This window comes from Streptomyces sp. NPDC058663, assembly GCF_042716745.1.
In the GTDB taxonomy this organism is placed as follows: Bacteria; Actinomycetota; Actinomycetes; order Streptomycetales; family Streptomycetaceae; genus Streptomyces.
This window is the reverse complement of the sequence record NZ_JBHXRV010000005.1, coordinates 21,135-38,879: the sequence shown is the minus strand read 5'-3', so window position 1 is coordinate 38,879 and position 17,745 is coordinate 21,135. Positions and strand designations below refer to the sequence as shown.

16 protein-coding genes are annotated in these 17,745 nt (G+C 70.0%); 10 read left to right on the top strand and 6 right to left on the bottom strand.

What is annotated here, in order from left to right; genetic code table 11:
• Positions 1-15 precede the first annotated feature (15 nt).
• Positions 16-759, bottom strand: a complete 744-nt coding sequence (locus ACFWVV_RS04975) for an HNH endonuclease signature motif containing protein (RefSeq protein ID WP_384343513.1) — start codon at positions 757-759, stop codon at positions 16-18.
• 122 nt (positions 760-881) lie between these two features.
• A complete protein-coding gene (locus tag ACFWVV_RS04970) occupies positions 882-1,253 on the bottom strand; it encodes a hypothetical protein (RefSeq protein ID WP_384343516.1) in 372 nt (123 codons plus the stop codon).
• Positions 1,254-1,305: 52 nt separating this feature from the next.
• Here ACFWVV_RS04970 and ACFWVV_RS04965 point away from each other — a divergent pair, with 52 nt between their 5' ends.
• Positions 1,306-1,563, top strand: a complete 258-nt coding sequence (locus ACFWVV_RS04965; protein WP_384343624.1) for a DUF6193 family natural product biosynthesis protein — start codon at positions 1,306-1,308, stop codon at positions 1,561-1,563.
• 121 nt (positions 1,564-1,684) lie between these two features.
• On the opposite strand, the gene ACFWVV_RS04960 is transcribed toward ACFWVV_RS04965, so the two are convergent.
• From ACFWVV_RS04960 to ACFWVV_RS04945, 4 genes are all read right to left on the bottom strand, one after another.
• A complete protein-coding gene (locus ACFWVV_RS04960; protein WP_384343519.1) occupies positions 1,685-2,248 on the bottom strand; it encodes a hypothetical protein in 564 nt (187 codons plus the stop codon).
• Positions 2,249-2,933: 685 nt separating this feature from the next.
• Positions 2,934-4,655, bottom strand: a complete 1,722-nt coding sequence (locus ACFWVV_RS04955; protein ID WP_384343522.1) for a DUF2079 domain-containing protein — start codon at positions 4,653-4,655, stop codon at positions 2,934-2,936.
• A 75-nt stretch (positions 4,656-4,730) separates the two neighbouring features.
• Entirely contained in the window at positions 4,731-5,633 is a 903-nt protein-coding gene (locus ACFWVV_RS04950; RefSeq protein ID WP_384343525.1) for a hypothetical protein, read from the bottom strand.
• Between the two features lie 231 nt (positions 5,634-5,864).
• Positions 5,865-7,427, bottom strand: coding sequence for an ABC-F family ATP-binding cassette domain-containing protein (locus ACFWVV_RS04945; protein WP_384422621.1), 1,563 nt, complete (start codon positions 7,425-7,427; stop codon positions 5,865-5,867).
• On the opposite strand from ACFWVV_RS04945, the gene ACFWVV_RS04940 reads away from it, so the two are divergent.
• The 9 genes from ACFWVV_RS04940 to asnB all read left to right on the top strand — a co-directional run bounded on the left by ACFWVV_RS04940 (position 7,314) and on the right by asnB (position 17,719).
• Positions 7,314-7,664 (top strand): hypothetical protein, encoded by a 351-nt coding sequence (locus ACFWVV_RS04940; protein WP_384343632.1) that lies wholly within the window; start codon positions 7,314-7,316, stop codon positions 7,662-7,664. The genes ACFWVV_RS04945 and ACFWVV_RS04940 overlap by 114 nt on opposite strands.
• Positions 7,661-7,813, top strand: coding sequence for a hypothetical protein (locus ACFWVV_RS04935; RefSeq protein WP_384343528.1), 153 nt, complete (start codon positions 7,661-7,663; stop codon positions 7,811-7,813). The genes ACFWVV_RS04940 and ACFWVV_RS04935 overlap by 4 nt, the downstream gene beginning before the upstream one ends.
• A 279-nt stretch (positions 7,814-8,092) precedes the next feature.
• Positions 8,093-9,055: a cupin-like domain-containing protein gene (locus ACFWVV_RS04930; RefSeq protein WP_384343531.1), complete on the top strand. Its 963-nt coding sequence runs from the start codon at positions 8,093-8,095 to the stop codon at positions 9,053-9,055.
• A complete protein-coding gene (locus ACFWVV_RS04925) occupies positions 9,045-10,376 on the top strand; it encodes an ABC transporter substrate-binding protein (RefSeq protein ID WP_384343532.1) in 1,332 nt (443 codons plus the stop codon). Before ACFWVV_RS04930 ends, ACFWVV_RS04925 begins: the two co-directional genes overlap by 11 nt.
• A complete protein-coding gene (locus tag ACFWVV_RS04920; RefSeq protein ID WP_384343535.1) occupies positions 10,373-11,416 on the top strand; it encodes a ThiF family adenylyltransferase in 1,044 nt (347 codons plus the stop codon). Before ACFWVV_RS04925 ends, ACFWVV_RS04920 begins: the two co-directional genes overlap by 4 nt.
• A gap of 2 nt (positions 11,417-11,418) precedes the next feature.
• Positions 11,419-12,837, top strand: coding sequence for a hypothetical protein (locus tag ACFWVV_RS04915; RefSeq protein ID WP_384343539.1), 1,419 nt, complete (start codon positions 11,419-11,421; stop codon positions 12,835-12,837).
• Positions 12,824-14,314 carry a TldD/PmbA family protein gene (locus ACFWVV_RS04910; protein ID WP_384343542.1) on the top strand — a complete coding sequence of 497 codons (1,491 nt, stop codon included), beginning with the start codon at positions 12,824-12,826 and terminating at the stop codon, positions 14,312-14,314. The genes ACFWVV_RS04915 and ACFWVV_RS04910 overlap by 14 nt, the downstream gene beginning before the upstream one ends.
• 15 nt (positions 14,315-14,329) lie before the next feature.
• On the top strand, positions 14,330-15,691 hold the full coding sequence (locus ACFWVV_RS04905; protein WP_384343544.1) for an MFS transporter: 1,362 nt from the start codon (positions 14,330-14,332) through the stop codon (positions 15,689-15,691).
• A 210-nt stretch (positions 15,692-15,901) separates the two neighbouring features.
• The gene (gene asnB, locus ACFWVV_RS04900; protein ID WP_384343547.1) at positions 15,902-17,719 is read left to right on the top strand and encodes an asparagine synthase (glutamine-hydrolyzing); all 1,818 of its coding nucleotides are present in this window, start codon (positions 15,902-15,904) and stop codon (positions 17,717-17,719) included.
• The last annotated feature ends 26 nt before the right edge of the window (positions 17,720-17,745 follow it).

The following is a 17,745-nucleotide window of genomic DNA, read 5'->3' as shown; positions in this document are numbered from 1 at the left end:
TCGACTGGAGACCGTCTAGTAGTCGCCTCTGGCGTTACGAATCTGGCGTGCAGCATCTTCGAGCTGTCCTGGTAAGTCTTCTAGGCCCCGTAAACTGTTAGCGGCGCGACTCAGGCGGCCAGCGTTATCTTCGAGCCCTCGTAAGTCGTCAGCGGCATCTCGGAGAGTTCGTGCGTTGTCTTCCAACCCCCTCAGGTCATGGGCGGCGGTTTGAAGAGCCCATGCTGCGTCCGGGTCCACACCGAACCCGTGGACACGCGGGTCGGATAGTTCATCCACAAGTACCCGGAGGGTGCTAGCTGCCTCCGGGGCGATCTTGGCCAACTCCGTTAGGGCGTCATTCGTCTCGTAGAAGAATGATTCGAATGACTCACTGACGAGTTCACGGAAGCGATCCTCAGTGAGCCCTCGGATTCCTTGGAGGGCATCTAGTCCATCGGACTCTCGGTCCTTTTTCCAGGTTTGCAGCATTTTGACCGTGTACTGGTCACTGTCTCGGCCGTCCACGCGTATGTGATGTGCCTTGCAGAGCAGCAGTAGATTTTTGAAGTCGTTCCTGTCGTTGAGAGTCATGTTCTGGTCGAAACGCTTTCCCCCTGAACTGACGGCGCGTATGTGTGCGATTTCCAGGTTGAGGATGTGTTCCCCATCCACCAACTTCGTGACTGGTTCATCGCAGGTTGGCCAGTAGCAGGTTCCCCGACACAGCGACATCAATGCTGCGTGCGTACCTGATGTGTACTTTCGGACTTCGCCCATTCGCGTACCCCCACTCTCCTTGAGAGTGGAGAGCTTAAGGGTCGCTTCGTGACAGCACATTCAGTACTGGCTCGCCAAGTAGGCATTGTCGGCCAACGTTTAGGCCGCTCCCCGCCCCTCGCTCACTGCCCCCCGGTGCTGGCCGCTTTCTCGATCTTGTCCTTGAGTGCGTCCGTCGCGGCTTTGTTGCCCTGGCTGATTCCTTCCATGTAGGCGTCCAGGTACTCAGCTTCGGTGAGTGGGGAGCAAGGCCCGGGGGTGGGCTCGAGGGGGACTTCCCCGCCTTCACCGCCGGGGATCTCCGCGACGGCGTCGGTGCATTGCTTGATCACAGCGGCTTTGTCGTGGGTTGGGGTGGCCGTGACGGTGACCGTCGGGGTGGACTTTGGCTCGGTTGTGCCGCTGCACGCGGTGAGCGCGGTGAGGAGTAACGCGACTGCGGGGATGGTATGGGTGCGCATGTAGATGTCCTTCGGGTCGTAGGTGGAGGGCATCGTCCCGCGCGTGGGGCTCGCGCAGAGGTGGTGTGATGGCCCCTGGACCGGCATGTGGGAGCTGTATTTCAGCCGGTGCACTGAGGACCCTTGGACTTGGGACGTTCCGTACATCAGGCCGCGCTCGACCGGTGCGTTTCATGCCGGGCTCTTCTACGTCGAAGGTCCCTCGCGGATCGAGCGGATTGATGAAGCTGCCATGGCGCAGCAAGCAGTCGCCATGGTGGTCGAGCGTCTGCCGGCCGGTTGCGGTCCTGCGTTCGTCGGGACCGCCCACGAACGGGCCGCGCGGAATGCTCAGGAGTGGTAGCCCCCACTCGTAATGGAAAGGGAGAGCAGTCGGGAGAAATGACGAAGGCGGCGGAGCGTAGATAGCCGTCACCGTCGTGACCTTTAGCGCACGAGTACACCAGGACACTGAGGGGTCAGGGCTAACCCAACATGTTCGTGGCCTCGCGTGTGAGGGCGAAGGCGGACGAAGCTCCGGAAAGTAGGGAGTTGATCCGGCCGAGGATGCGGTCGATACGGGGTTGGTCCTGGGCGGCGATGGCTTCCTCAAGGTCGTCGGCATTGTCCTCGGCCGAAGTCGCTTCGAGGCCTGCTGCTGTTGGAGCATCAGCGCGTAGTGCTTCCACAATGCGCTGATAGGACGCGTGCCTGGTGTGGGATGTGTTCGAGTGCCCTGCCTGGGCGGTAGAACCGTTGCTCTTGATGTTGATCCCGCCAACGAAACTGCCTTGGTCGGCCCAAATGTTGAACTGCTCGGCAGGGGTGCTCATGATCAGCCCTCCATAGACGTTCAGGCCGCGCTCTGTCGGCATGTAGACGTGGAAGTAGGGGCTCTGCCGAGTGATCAGTGAGGGGCTGATGGGTCGTAGGACGTCACGGATGTCCCGGTTGTTCCAGCCGCGGTCCTTGAAGTACCGCCCCATAGCTACCGGTGTCTTTGGATCACCCACACTGCAGATCACCTCGAAGACCTCACGCGTCAGCATGGGGATCTCCTCTGGGTGTACAGAGAGCGGTGGGAGCCGTCGCTCTTCATCGGCTGCGTTCCAACGCTGAAGTGACTGCGAGGCGGACATCGCTACGAGCGCCAAGACGATCATCAACAGCAGCCAACCGATGGCCTCCCACATAGCGCTCCTCGCTACGAGCCCAGCATCAGCAGAACGATACGAGACGCAGGCGCTTCGGGTGAGCAATGTGCCGAATGAGTAGGGGGTAACCCGATCCTCCCCGACGAGCCTTTCGATCAGCGCGGACTGCATCGGCCTCCACGCATGCTCGGCGAAGTGCCTCAACAGGTTGGGGAGCTATGGGATACCTCTTTGATGCGCGTCGAGGAGACGCTGTCGACCAACCCGCACCAGGACGAATGCCAAGGGGAGCGTGCGCGAGACGTGAGCCCGCTGTGAGCCCGGACGCTTTCGGACGGGGTGTCATAGGTCGATAGCCGGATGGCCGGGGCACCCGGTCTGACCAGCCGAAACGGCATGGGCAGGCACGGCGCCCCAGCCAACATCACTCGGGCTCCTCGACTTTTAATCCGTTGGTTGTCGGTTCGAGTCCGACATGGCCTACAGGACGAAGTGAGGGGCTCGCGCCCCTGACCTGCGAGGAGCGCCCCGTCCGAGAGACTTCGGTCGGGGCGCTCCGTCGTTGCGGGGTGGCAGGCCGCTAGAAGAGGCTGCGTCCCACGTCCGCGGGAACCTGTTCGCGTACCGGAACGCTGTCCGGGCCGGGGCGGCTCGTTCCCGGGACGTGGGTCGGGTGGACGCGGCGCAGCAGGACCGCTCCGTCCCCGCGCCACACCTCCTCGTGCCCGTGGGCCAGGAGGAGGGTGATGCGCTGCTGCTGCTCCTCCACGGAGGCGAAGGGGAAGGCCCGTTCCCTGTCGCGCAGCAGCACCCAGTCGGCTCCGCGCGGGGTCGCGTCGGCGAGGACGACCTGGGTACGTGCCGTCAGGCGGGGGGCGATGTTGTTGTCCGCCTCGACGGTCGCACCGTCCGGGATGAGTTCCGCCGCCCGGGCCAGGGCGCGCTGACCGGCCGTGGGGCGCCAGGAGTCCGGGTTGAGCAGGGGCCCCAGTCCGAGGAAGAGCGAGGCCGCGGTGCTCAGGGAGACGGCTGCCACCGTCAGTTGACGGGGGAGCCTGCGGCCGTACGCGGTGACGCGCGGTGCTTTCGAGCGGTGCAGCCGGGCCAGGGTCTCCAGTGCGGCGGTGAGCAGTACGGGCCACAGGAACGCGTCGTAGTGGTTGATGACGGGCCAGTGGTTGGGGTTGTCGGAGAGCACCCGCTCCGCCAGCAGCGGCGCCGCGAGGAGCAGCGTGGGCGACCCGAGGGGCAGCAGTGCCAGCGTGCCCAGCACCCACGCCAGCAGGGTCACCTTGATGAACGGGCTGAAGGCGACCTGCGCCACCACCCACGGCTCGGTGAACATCCGGGTCAGCGCGCTGCCCGGATCCGCCCCGAGGCGGTCGTACGACCAGTAGTAGCCGGGCTGTCCGCCCATCGCGGGCAGGAAGCACGTGATCAGGAGCGCCGACAGCAGCGGCCCCGCCACCAGCACCGTGACGCCGATGCTCCTGCCCCTGCGGTGGCCCGCCCGGTGGGCGCGTACCGCCAGCAGGAGCCCGAACGCCCCGGCCACCAGCCCCATGTCCTCCTTGACCGTGCACAGCAGGCCCGCCCAGAGAGCCGCAGCGGTGTAGCGGTGTGCCAGCCCCCGCTCCAGCATCAGGAGGGTGAAGGGCACCGCGAAGGCCACCTCGTGGAAGGTGGTGTGCGAGGCGCTCAGCAGCGGCCACCCCAGCGCGTACACCAGGCCGGCCCCGTCGGCCGCCCGCCGCACGACGGTGGGAGCCGTACCCGCGAAGCAGTGCCGGGCGATCCCGCGCACCACCGGTACCCCGGCGGCGAACAGGGCGGCCTGGGCGAGGATGAGCACGCGGGGGTCGTCCCACACCCAGTACAGCGGTGCCAGCAGGGCGAGCACCGGGGAGAAGTGGTCCCCCAGCAGGGAGAAGCCCGGCGGGAACTCGTGGTGCACGTTCTTGATCGGTGACCTGGGCAGCTCGAAGTGGGCGTACGCCCGTATCGCCTGGTCGAAGATCCCGAGGTCGAATCCCGTCGCACGCAGCGCCGTCCAGGACTGGAAGCCCAGCCCGCAGCAGAGAAGGAAGCACAGGAGGAAGGGCAGCAGCGCGGGCAGCGAACTCCCCCGCGTGATGCGGTCCGTCGCCGGGCGAAGTGCGCGGGGTGCGTGAGGCGCGTGAGCCGTCCCGGGCTGCCCGCCGGGTGCGCCGTCCGCGACCGCCACGCCTCCCTGGCCGCCCCGGTGCTGCGGCGGCAGGCGGGAGGCGTCCAGGCCTGGTGTCCGGCCCTGTGGGAGACTCATGCGGTGGACGTTACGGGGCGGCGATGATCTCCGCCCCGGCAACCCGGTGCACGAGTGGCGCATCGCACATTGTCCTCAGCTCCAGCTGGTGACCTGCCCGTGTTCCCGTTGGTGGGGGACGGGTTCGCCGGTGTGGGCGTCGAGGAGAACGCGGTCGCCCAGGGGGTTGCCGAGCCTGGCCGTCAGCTGCCGGAACTTGGCCTGCTTGGTGCACGGGCCCCCGGGGTGCCGGTCGGCGACGGAGGCCGACAGCACCACGCTGCCGGGTGTTTCCAGCACCTTTACGACGGGTCCTTCGTCGCAGGCCCCGTGGACGGCGGACACCGTCACCGCGCGCCCGTCCGCGGCGATCAGGACCACGCGTTCGAGTGCGTTTGTGGGAACGTCGCGAGCCGCCCCGATCGGGGACCGGGGGAGTGCGGACGGGAGGGCGGCGGCCCGCTTCAGGGGAGTTGTGTAACCGTCCAGGGTGAACAGCCAGGCCGGCACCACGGCCGGGCCACGGCTGGTGACCACCGTCATGACACCCGGCTTCGCCCCGGTCACCGTGAGGTGCGGTGCTCCCACGGCACGGGGGGAGGAGAGGGCCTTGAACGACTCGGCCGCCCCGCGCGAGGGCCGGGCGAGTTCCCCCTTCCCGGGCCACGTCACCCGGCTCTCCCCGGTCCAGGCGGCGGGCAGCGTGCCGCGCAGGACGAAGCTGCGGTCCCGGTACGCCTGCTGGTCGGCCCGGTTCCGCAGGCCGCCCCGCGGCAACTCGACCACGTCGCCCATGGGGTGGTAGCCGGCCCGCCACGCGGCGGCCGCGGGGGAGCCGTCCCAGGCCTCGGCGACCTGCCGCGCCCGGTGCGCCGACCTCTCCGCGTCGCCGGCGGTCCCCGTGCCTCCGCCGCCGCATCCGGAAGCGGCGCCCAGGGCGGCGGCGAGCAGCCACAGCACGGCGCGTCGCTGGGCGGTTCGTGCTCCCTGAGCAGGCATGTGAACTCCCGGCGTCCGGCGGCGAGGGGGTGGACTCGTACCTCTGACGCGGCAGGACATGAACGGGTTTCAGGACCCGCGCCATCGGCGCCCCCGGTCGCCCCCGCGTCGGCGGCAGCTCTCCGTGCCCCCCGGCCGCCCCGGCGTCGGCGGCAGCTCTCCGCGCCCCCGGCAGCCCCGGCGTCAGCGGCAGCTCTCCGCGCCCCCGGTCGCCCCCGCGTCGGCGGCAGCTCACCGCGCCCGCTGTACGCGCCGCTCGTCCCAGACCGGTTCGGAGGTCTCCCGTACGTTCCCGTCGCTCCCGAACACGAGGTACCGGTCGAAGGAGCGGGCGAACCAGCGGTCGTGGGTGACGCTGACCACGGTGCCCTCGTAGGTCTCCAGGGCCTCCTGGAGGGCCTCCGCGCTCTCCAGGTCCAGGTTGTCGGTCGGTTCGTCGAGCAACAGGGCCGTGGTGCCCGCGAGTTCGAGCAGGAGGATCTGGAAGCGGGCCTGCTGGCCCCCCGAGAGCCGCTCGAAGTTCTGCTCGCCCTGGCGCGTCAGTTCGTAGCGCCGCAGGGCGGACATGGCCGCGCCCCGGTCCTGGGCGTGGTCCTCCCACAGGATGTCCCGGAGCGCGCGGCCCTGCAGTTCGGGGTGGGCGTGGGTCTGGGCGAAGTGGCCGGGGACGACCCGCGCGCCGAGCTTCCACCGGCCGGTGTGCTGCACGTCCTCGCCGGCGAGCAGCCGCAGGAAGTGGGACTTGCCCGAGCCGTTGGACCCCAGGACCGCGACCCGTTCACCGTAGAAGACCTCCAGGTCGAAGGGCTGCATCAGGCCCACGAGTGCCAGCTTCTCGCAGGTGACCGTGCGCAGGCCGGTGCGCCCGCCCCGGAGCCGCATCCGGATGTCCTGCTCCTTCGGGGGCTCGGGGGGCGGGCCGGCCTCTTCGAACTTGCGGAGCCGGGTCTGCGCCGCGGCGTACCGCGAGGCCATGTCCGGGCTGATCGAGGCCGCCTGGCGGAGCGCGAGGACCAGTTTCTTCAGTTGCGCGTGCTTCTCGTCCCAGCGCCTGCGCAACTCCTCGAAGCGGGCGAAGCGCTCCTTGCGGGCCGCGTGGAAGGTGCTGAACCCGCCGCCGTGCACCCATACGTCGGCCCCGTCGGCGCCCGGCTCGACGCTGATGATCTTCTGTGCCGCGTTGGCGAGCAGTTCGCGGTCGTGGGAGACGAACAAGACGGTCTTCCTGGTCTCCTTGAGCTGCGTCTCCAGCCACCGCTTGCCCGGTACGTCGAGGTAGTTGTCCGGCTCGTCGAGCAGCAGCACCTCGTCCTGGCCCCGCAGCAGGGCCTCCAGCACCACCCGCTTCTGCTCGCCGCCGGAGAGGGTCCGTACCTGCCGCCACTGGGCCTGCTCGTACGGAAGGCCGAGGGCCGCCACCGTGCAGATGTCCCAGAGGGTCTCCGCCTCGTGGCCCTGTACCTCGGCCCAGTCGGAGAGGGCCTGCGCGTAGCGCATCTGCGAGGCCTCGTCGTCGACCGTCATGAGCGCGTGCTCCGCCTCGTCGACGGCCCTGGCGGCCTCCCGGATGCGCGGCCGCGCCACCGACACCAGGAGGTCCCGGACGGTCCGCTCGTCCTGGACGCTGCCGATGAACTGCGGCATGACCCCGAGGGAGCCACTGACCGAAACTGCCCCCTCGTGCGGATCGAGATCACCTGCTATCAACCGGAGAAGAGTGGTTTTGCCCGCTCCGTTCGGGCCGACCAGAGAGGCGGAATTTCCCTCTCCGATTCTGAAGGAGACGTCACCCAGCAGCGTGCGTCCGTCCGGCAGGAAGTACTGAACATGACCGACATCGATGTGACCCATGGCCTCAATATGCCCTATGCCGGGGTGGTTGAGTACCGGGCCGGAAGACATGCGGCAACGGGAGAAGATCAAAATAGAAATCGTGGAGAAGGCGGAGGAATTCTCATTCCGTCGCCACCGAACGGGGCGGCAGAAAAGCCGGAAGCAGCACGCTTCCCCGGTGAAGGGAACACTGAATGAAGAACGAGATCACGACCGCCACCCCGGCCATCCTGACCCCGAAGCCGGTTCAGGCCCAGGACCGTGTGAGCAAGCGCGAGAGCATCGAGCTGCGCATCACCGACCTGTCCAGCCCGGCCATGGTCGCCGGCCTCGCCCGCCGCTGCTGAAACCCGCGAAAGCGTGTTTCTCGGCACCGCCGCTGCTCCGATCCGACCGCCGTGTCCCTGATCAGGCCGACAGGGCTCTGATCAGGCCGACAGGGTCCCGATCGGACCGTCATGCCGCTGATCGGACGTCAGGTTCCTGAACACACCGCCAGGGTCCTGAACCGACGGCCGTGGCGGTCGATCGGGCCGGCCGGTGGGCCGAGGTGGTTCCACAGCCCCTCCGCGAGAGGCCCTGCCTCTCGCGGAGGGGGCCAACACCCTTCCCCGCAGGAGCCCACGATGACAGAAATTCCGATTACCCCTCTGCGCGTACTGGATGCCTCTTCGGTTTCCACCGTCGAAGACATTCAGGAGCCGGTGGTGATCCGTGGACTCCAGACCGGATGGCCCGCCCTCGAACTGTGGAACGCGGAATACTTCCGTCACCGCTACGGGGACCACACCGTGCAGGTCCGCGAGTACGAGAGCGGCGAAGAATACACCTACGAATACGCCCAGCTTCCCCTTGCCGACGTCCTGGAATTCTGGGAGAACAGCCCGGTCGACCCAGAATCCACCGGGCCGAGAAAATACCTGGCCGGATGGAACTTCGTCCGGGACTGCCCGGAACTGCTGGAGGACTTCCGGGTTCCCGGCATCTTCTCGCAGGACTGCATCGACCGGCTTCCCGAGCAGGTCCGCTTCGGGCGGATGTGGCTGTTCTTCGGCGAACCCGGCTGCTCCACCGGCATCCACACCGACACCTTCTCCACCAGCGCGTGGCTCGCGGTCCTCCAGGGCACCAAGAGCGTGCGGTTCGTGGGGCCCGAGGCGCACGCCGAGTGGCGGCCCACCGACAGCATGTGGTCCCAGGACACCTACGACGAGGTGATCAGGGACACGGGCCAACCGCTGTACGAGGTCACGCTCCGGCCCGGTGACACGCTCTACATCCCGGCCGACTGGTTCCACGAGGTCCGCAACCCCGAGCGCAACATCATGCTCACCGCCAACTTCGCCGAGGAGGGCAGACTCCTCTCCTTCCTCGACCAGTTCGAGACCCGGCTCATCGAGCCGATCTCCACCCTGCGCCGGACCCGCAACGCGCACGTGCGGAAGCTCGCGGAGCGCGGCGGAGCCGTCGAGCTCAGCGACCCCGCCTTCCGCGCACGCCAACTGGACTGGGTACGCGAGGCGATGACGGATCTGCGGACGTACGAGGACGCCCTGATCACCTGGGACGAGACCTCCGATGCCCGTTGAATCACACGCGTCCCTGGCCTTCGACTCCTTCCCCCCGACACTCGAACAACCGCTGTGGGCCGACCACAGCGGCCTCCAGGTGGCGACGCTGACCACCCGCCCCCTGCTGGCCGCACCCCTCGGCGGGACGCCCCTGCTGATCGGCGCCCGGGAGATGGACAGCTCCGCCGACGGACTGCGCCACGACTTCGCGCTGCGGCCCGGCGCGCACTGGGCCGACGGGTCACCGGTGTGCGCCGCCGACTACGCGGACGCCCTGCTCCGCGCCGCGGCCTCGCCCACCGCGACCGGCTACTGGCTCCGCCACGTCGACAAGGTGTCCTCACTGGGCGACCGGCTCCATGTGCGTCTGTCCGTACCCGACTTCGGCTTCCCCCACCTGACCACCCTGCCCGCGGCCGCCCCGCACCGGGAGGTCCGCGACGGCCCGGCCCGCCACGACGGTGCGGGAAGCTACCGCATCACTGCCTGTGGCCCCCGTACGATCTCCCTCGCCCGGCAGGCCCACGCCCCCGAAGGGCTGCCCGGCCGGCTCGTGCTGCGGCGCGTCAAGGACCCGGACCGCGGGCTCGACGCGTACGCCGCGGGCCGCGTCGACATGACCTCGGACACCGCGTTCCCGTACCGCAGGCTCGCGGACTTCGCCGACGACCCCGCGCTCGCGGTCCGCCAGCTCGGCATCGTCGTGACGCTCTGCTTCGAGGGCGCGCTCGCGGAGCCCGCCGCCCGCGACAGGCGCCTGGCGATCCAGCGCGCGACCGCGACGGACAGGCTCGCGGAACTGCTGCCAGCCCCGCTGCTGCCGCGCTCCGACTTCCTTCCCGAGCAGGACTTCCCACGCGGCTACGCGCAGGCGGCCCGGCGCGAGCAGGCACCGGTCCGCCGGGCGGTACGGCCCCGCCGGTCGGACGCCCTGCGGATCTCGTACGACACCTACTACCCCAACCGGGAGATCGCGGCGGCCGTCGCGCACCTCCTGCACGACGCGGGCATCCCCACCGTGCTCGTCCCCGACCGGTACGAGAACCGCACGGCCGGCACCGACCTGCGCGTCAACCTGTTCCGGGGGCTCCACCCGGACCGCCTCGGCATCTACCGCGGCCTGGCCTTCATGGCAGAACTCCGCTCCCACTCGACCCTGGACGGATACGTGAACACCTTGCGCCGATTCGACGCCGCGCCCGCGACCGCCCGGTCGACCGAGGAAGCGGCCCGCGACCTCACCGGGATACTCGCCCGCGACGCACTCTGCGTCCCCCTCGCCGAAGTCCCCGGAGTCTTCCTCTCCCGCCTCGCGAAACCCCTGGGGGAGTGGACATGAGCGACGACCTCTCGCAGGAGCTCCGGCAGAAGTTCCCGCACGGGCTCATGCTCCGTGCGAGCGTCGTCCTCGTGGAGGGGGAGAACGCGGAACTCGTCGTCCTGGGCGAGCGCGGCTTCCAGGTGGGCGGTGCCGACGACGCACTGCGCCACTGGGCGGGCCTGCTCGTCGCCGGCCTGCGCTGGGACCGGTTCGAGCCGACCGGCCTGCGGCTGGCCCTGCTCGCCGAGTTCGCGGCCCGCGACATGCTGGTCGGGCTGCCCCGGAGCGCGCGGACCGACCAGTACACCAAGCAGCGTCTCTGGCTCGCGCAGGCGGCCGACGAGCCGGATTCCGCCGCCGAGCGGATCTCCGGCCACCGGGCGGTCGTCGTCGGCTGCGGCGGAATCGGCTCCATCGTCGCGGTGCACCTCGCGGCCATGGGAGTGCGCGAGCTCCTCCTGATCGACCACGACGCGGTCGAAGTGACCAATTTCAACCGGCAGTTCACCTTCCGGCGCGCGGATCTCGGCCGCCCCAAGGTCGACGCCCTCGGTGACTTCCTGGCGGAGCGGTACCCGGACACCCGGATCGACAAGGTGCGGGTACTTGTCGGGGACGGAACCCTGCCCGCGGTCGCAGGGCCGCTGGCAGAGGGCGCCGGGCCGGGCGGCTGGACCCTGTTCTGCTGCGCCGACCGTCCGGTGGGCACGCTGTCCGCACTGGTCGCCGGATTCGCGAAGGACTACGGCGGTACGGTGGTCTTCGCCGCCGCCGGGCTCGAAGAGGCCGCCGTAGGACCGGTGTTGGGCGCTGCCGACGAGACCGGCCACCAGCTGTTCGCCGAGGAGATGGAACAGCTGGGAGCCATGGCCCGCACCACGCTCGGCGACCCGATCATGGCCGCCTCCATCGCACCGGTGAACACCATGGCCGCCACCTGGATGGTCAGTGAATGGCTGAACGGGGTGGTGCTGCGGCGCCGGACCCGGGCCCGCTCCAGCCGGTTTGTGATGAACCTGAAGGACACCCTCGTGCAGGAAGAAAGGTCATGGTGCTGAGCATGGGCATAGCGATTCAGGTCCGGCACGAGCGTGACCGGCTCGACCTGTCGGCGCGGGCCCGGGTACTGCGCGACCTCTTCGGCGCGGAGCCCAAGCGGGACACCGTCACCCTCGAACCCGTCACCGTCTCCCCGCACGGCATCACCCTGGTGACCGGCTTCAGCGGTACCGGCAAGTCCAGCCTGCTGCGCGAGCTGGCCCGCCACACGGAGGTCCGTACCGCCGAGGACCTGGCCCCGATCGGCCCCGAGGACCGGGTCATCGACCTCTTCGAGGGCGAGGTCGGCGAAGCGGTGTCCTGGCTGGGGCGGTTCGGCCTCGGCGAGCCCCGGCTGATGATGTCCCGGCCCGACCACCTCTCCGAGGGACAGCGGCACCGCCTGCTGCTGGCCAGACTGGCCGCCACCCGGGCCGAGCTGCTGGTGGTGGACGAGTTTTGCTCCACCCTCGACCGGACCACCGCGAAGGTCATCGCCCACAACTTCCAGCGGGCCTGCCGGTCGCTGGGCCTCAACGCCGTCGTGGCGACCGCCCACGACGACCTGGCCGGCTACGTCTGCCCGGACGAGCACATCACGATCGACTTCGACGGCTCCGTCACCAAGGTCACCGCCGGGCACGAGCCGGGCGCCAGGATCTCCGAGGCCTTCGTGGAGGCGGCCGGCGACCGGGCGGACTACGAGCAGCTCGGCAGCTACCACTACCGCTCCGACGAGGAGCGCTGGATCGACTGGGACAACCTGGTCACCGAGGTCCGCACGGTCCGGATGGGCCCGATGCTGGTGGCCGTGAAGGTGTTCTCCCGCCCGTTCCCCCGGGAGTTCGAGGCGCTGGGCACCCTTCGCGCGATCAACGAGAACGTGCTCTGCGAGGAGCGGGTGATCGTCCACCCCTCCTTCCGGGGGCTCTCCCTCAACGCACGGATGTGGCCGGTCTCGGACGAGCAGAAGGTGCTGTACTGCCAGTCGGCCCTGGGGCGCCTGCTGCCGTTCCAGCTGCGTGCCGGATACCGCAGGGTCCCGCACCCGTCGGAGTCCCCGTCCGCGGAACAGACCGCCCTGGACGCGCTGCTGCACCGGCACGACCCGGACCTCAACACCAACTCGACCGAAGCCGTCGCGGAGCTCCTGCGCACCCTTCCTGAGGACGCCCTCGCGGACGTGAGGGAGGCGGCGAAGGACGCGTTCGGGATCGCCACCCGTGGCCAGATCGTCTTCGTGGCCTCTCTCGCCGGGATCGAGGCGGACGCGGCGGACCTCGCCTACGTGGACCGGATCGCCGAGGCATCCGCGCGGTCGGCGGACGCGGAGGCGCTCGCCGTGCTGGTGGAGTCGGCCACTCCCTTCAAGATGGCCGGATTCACCCGGAGCTGGACCGCGGAACACGGATGGCAGGTGCCCAGACATGCGGGTGTCTGACCTGCCGCGCGCCCGCGTGGCCGCCGATGTGCTGCTGGAGATCGAGGATGCCCTGGGGGTGTCGGTCGAGTTCTTCCTGGAGCGGGTCCACAGCGTGGACTGCTTCCTGCTGGACGGGAACGCGCCGACCCGGGAGGAGTCCGTACAGGCCGGGTTCTCGGTGACCGTGCGCCACCGGGAGGCCACGGGTGAAGTGGCGGTCAACAGCCTTTCCCCGGACGCGCTGAGCCAGGGCCTGGCCGCCGCGGCGGACCGGGCCGGCGCCCCCGCCCTCCCACTGGACCGGCTGGCGGCGGCGGTCGCGGCGGCCCTGGGACCGTCCGCGGCGGCCCTCGGACGGTCCGAGGCGGCCTTGGGACGGTCCGAGGCGGCCTTGGGACGGTCCGGGGCGGGCGTGGGACGCGAGGACGGGGCACTCCTGGGCCAGGACTTCGCGGGCCGGGGACTCGCGGGTCGGGACCCATCAGCGGGCCTGGGTCTCGCGGGCCGCGAGACGCACACGCTGTGGACGGTCTACGACGCGGCCCGGCGCGAGGGTCCGCTCTCCTCCGTCGCCGTGTCCCACTCCGGTGAGCTCCGGGAGTTCCTGGTACTCGCCCCCGGCCGTACACACCGGGAGATCGCCGAACCCCGCTACCTGCTGTCCTGCCGCGCCATCTCCGAGCAGGACACGGTCGGATACCGGAAGATCGGGGTCCGCGACCTGGACGTCTGGGCGTCCGGACAGGCCGCCGCGGAGATCGGCGGGGACGCGGGCCGGTCCGCCCTGCGCAAGCGGGGCGCGGCCCCGGTACGCCAGGAGGACGCCGTCGTGGTCGTCGCGGCGGGCGCCAGCGGAGTGCTCGCCCACGAGCTCGTCGGCCATCCGCTCGAAGGCGACATCGCCGTCGGCGGTCTGGCCGGAGTGCGCTGGGCGCCCGGGGACCGCATCGGTCCCGCCCATCTGACCGTGGTCGACGACCCCGGACTGCCGGGGGCCTGGGGCAGCTTCCCGTACGACGACACGGGCGCCGCGGCAGACCGGTGCCCGCTCGTCGAGGGCGGGGTGGTCACCGGGTTCGTCGAAGGTACGGGGCGCCAGCGCCGGCAGTCCTTCCGGTGCCCGCCGCTGTCCCGGATGAGCAATGTGGTGATGGCACCGGGCCCGGACGACCCGGCGGCCCTCACCGGGTCCGTGCGCGACGGCTACCACGTCGCCCTGCTGGGCGGCGGCATGGTCGCGGAGAGCGGGGTGTTCACGGTGGGCGGGGTGAACATCCACCGCATACGCCGGGGCAGGCTGGCCGAACCGGTCGCCGACTCCGTCATCACCGGCCGGGTGTCCACCGCCCTGCGCCACATCAGGGCCATCGGTTCCGATTTCGCCCTGGGCGGTCCTGCCGCGTGCGGCAAGTACGGCCAAGGGGTTCCGGTCGGCGACGGCGGCCCCACCCTGCTCATGACCGGCCTGAACATCGAGCCTGCGCACAGCAGTTAAGGAGCTTTGATCCCCATGGCCACGGAACCCGACGTCTTGGGCCCCACCGGGCGGACATCCACCGAGGAGGTGCCTCCCCTCAAGGAGACCAGGCCGCTGGCGCTTCCCTTCTACGCCTACGCGATCCTCTCCAACTCGCTGTTCCAGCGCGGTGTTTTCGTCGTCTACCTGATCGAGCAGGGCTTCTCGGCCGCTGCCGTCGCCCTGCTGCAGATGCTGCTCTACCTGGTGAGCGCGGTGGCCGAGATCCCGACGGGATTCCTCGCCGACCGCATCGGGCGCCGTACCAGCATCGTGCTCGGGCAGTCGCTGATCGCGCTCTGCCTGATCGGCGAGATCACGGTCTCGGGCTACCCGTGGTTCGTCGCCATCTTCATCCTGTACGGCGTGGGGATGGCCTTCGTCTCCGGAGCCGAGACGGCACTGCTGTACGACCTGCTGCGGCGGCGCGGCCTTCAGACGCACTACGTCAAGGTGAAGTCCCGCTACATGGCACTCGGTTCCCTCACCATGGCGCTTGCCATCGCCGTCGGCGGCAGCCTTCAGCAGGTGTCCTGGGAGCTGGTGTACGGCGGAGCGGCCGTCGCCCTCGTCCTGGCCGCGGTGCTGCTGCTGACCCGGGTGCCCGAGATCAAGGGCAAGGACGTCGCCCACCTCGACGAGCCCGACGTACCCACTGAGCCCGCCGGGGGCGAAGGGGCAGGCGAGGACAGCACCGGCGCCGAAGACCCCGCCGGCGGCGAGGACAGCACCGGCAGCGCCGGAAGCGGCGCCGGCGGGGCTCCCCAGCTGGGCAAGATGGCCGTGGTGAGGGGGGTCACTCCCCGGCTGGCCTCACTGGTCCTGGTCTCCGGGCTGATGCACGCGACCATGACGCCGTACTTCATCTTCATCCAGGAGGCCCTCCACCATCAGGGCGTGGCCACCAGCCTCGTCAGTGTGGTGATGTCCGTCGCGTTCCTGATCGGCGGAGTGGCGCCCCTGCTGGCGGACCGGGCCAACAAGCGGCTCGGTGTACGTCTCATGGTTCCGCTCACGCTGGCCGTTCTGATGGCGTCCCTGGGTGCCAGCGGAATGGAGTGGGCCTGGCTCACCGTCGTGGTGTTCCTCCTGGTGGTGGGCGCCCCGGACATCACCGCGGTGGTGGTGGACGACGTCTTCAACCAGGGCGTGCCCTCGCGCTACCGCTCCAGCCTGCTGTCCATCATCACGTTCGTCGAGTCGCTGCTGATCGCCGGCGGCTACCTCCTGCTGGGGTGGCTCATCGACACCTTCGGCTCGGGAGCCGGCTTCGCCTGGTACGCGGTGGTCCCCGGCGTCGCCCTGGTGCTCAGCGTTCCCTCGATCGTCAAGGGCCGCTGGGTCAAGGCCGCCTGAGGGAGTCCGCGCACCACCGAAGCCGACGTCGGGGCCGCGCGCGTCCCCGCCGGACGCTCCCTTGTCCCTGCCCGCTCGGCCTTCCCGTGCCTGCTCGGTCCTCCCGTGGCCACGCCGTGTTCCCGTACCCGCTCGACCTTCCCTGCCTGCTCGACCTTCCCTGCCCGCTCGACTTCCCCTGCCCGCCCGACACCTCAGGAGTCCCCGACCATGTGCGGCCTCGCCGGTTTCGTCAATTCTCGTGGCCCGCTTCCGGGCAACGCCCCCGAGCTGGACCTCAAGACCATGGTCGAGACCCTGGCCACCCGTGGACCCGACGGGCAGGCGTCCTGGCTGCACGACGGCGCGGCCCTGGGGCACACCCGGCTCGCCGTGGTGGACCCGGTGGGCGGCAGGCAGCCCATGGTGCACGCGGCGGACGGCGAGCCTGTCGCCGCGCTGGTCTTCACCGGCGAGATCTACAACCACCGCGAGCTGCGCGCCGAACTGTCCGCCCGTGGCCACCGGTTCCGCACCTCCTCCGACACCGAGGTCGTGCTCGCCGCGTACCTCCGCTGGGGGCGGAGCTGCGTCACCAGGCTGGAGGGCATGTTCGCCTTCGCCGTCTGGGACGTGCGCACCCGCACCCTGCTGCTCGCCAGGGACCGCTTCGGTGTAAAGCCCCTCTACTACCGGCACGACGGGGACCTCGTCTGGTTCGGCTCCGAGCCCAAGGCGGTCCTGGCACACCCCCAGGTGCCCACCGCCCTGGCCCTCGACGGTCTGCGGGAACTCGTCCTCGCCGCCCACCCGATGATCAGCACACCGGGCCGCACCCCGTTCCACGGCCTCCAGGAGGTACGTCCCGGGCACACCGCGGAGTTCTCCCCCGGCCGCCACTCCACGGAGCGCTACTGGGCCCTCACCCCCCAAGAGCACCACGACGACCTGCCCACCACGGTGAGCCGGATCCGGCAGCTGCTCGGCGACGCGGTGCACAGCCATTCGCAGGCCGACGTCCCCGTGTGCACCCTGCTCTCCGGCGGGCTGGACTCCAGCGCGCTCGCCGCCCTGGGGCGGGGGCGGAGTCCCCTGAGCACCGTGTCCGTCGACTTCGGTTCGGCGCGGTCCTCGCCCCAGGACGCGATGAGGCGGGGGTGGGACGCCCCCTACGTCGCGATGATGCGGGACCATCTGGGCTCCGAGCACCGGGAGGTGAACATCGCCCCCGCGGAGCTCGCTGCACCACGCCACCGACGGGACGTGATCGGTGCCCGGGACGCCCTGGGCCTCGGGGACTTCGACGCCTCGCTGATGCTGCTCTTCAGGGCGGCCCGCGAGCGGCACACCGTCGCACTGGCCGGAGACGGCTCCGACGAACTGTTCGGCGGCTACCGCTGGTCCGTCACCCCCACGAAGGCCCCCTTCCCCTGGGCCGACGCGGTCGGGCGGGGCGATCTGACCCGGCTGCTCGACGCCTCTCTCGCCGCCGACCTCGACCTCACCGCCCACCGGGAGGAGCTGGCCCGGGCGGCGTCCGCCGAGATCGCCCACCTGCCGGGCGCCGACGCGGAGGAACGCAGGCTGCGCACGGCCAGCCATCTGAGCCTCACCCGCTTCCTCCCGGTGCTCCTGGAGCGCGCCGACCGTCTCGGCATGAGCTGCGGCCTGGAGATACGGGTCCCGTTCCTGGACCGGCGGCTGGCCGAGTACGTCTTCAACGTCCCGTGGACCATGAAGACGTTCGACGGCAGGGAGAAGAGCCTGTTGCGCGCCGCCACCCGCGGTCTGCTGCCCGCTGCCGTCCTGGAGCGCACCAAGAGCCCGTATCCGGTGGTCCGCGACCCGGCCTACCGGGCGGCGCTGACGGCGCAGGTGCGCACTCTGCTCGACAGTGGCAGTCCCGCGCTGGGCCTGCTCGACCCGAAGGCCGTCCGCTCCCTCCTGATCGAGTCCGAGGGCAGCAGCCGGTTTCCCAGGGAGGGCCTGGAATTCGTCCTCGACCTGGGCGTCTGGCTGCACCACCACCGGCCGGAGCTGCGGCTGTGATCCGGGGGGTGGGCCTGTGGCCCCGG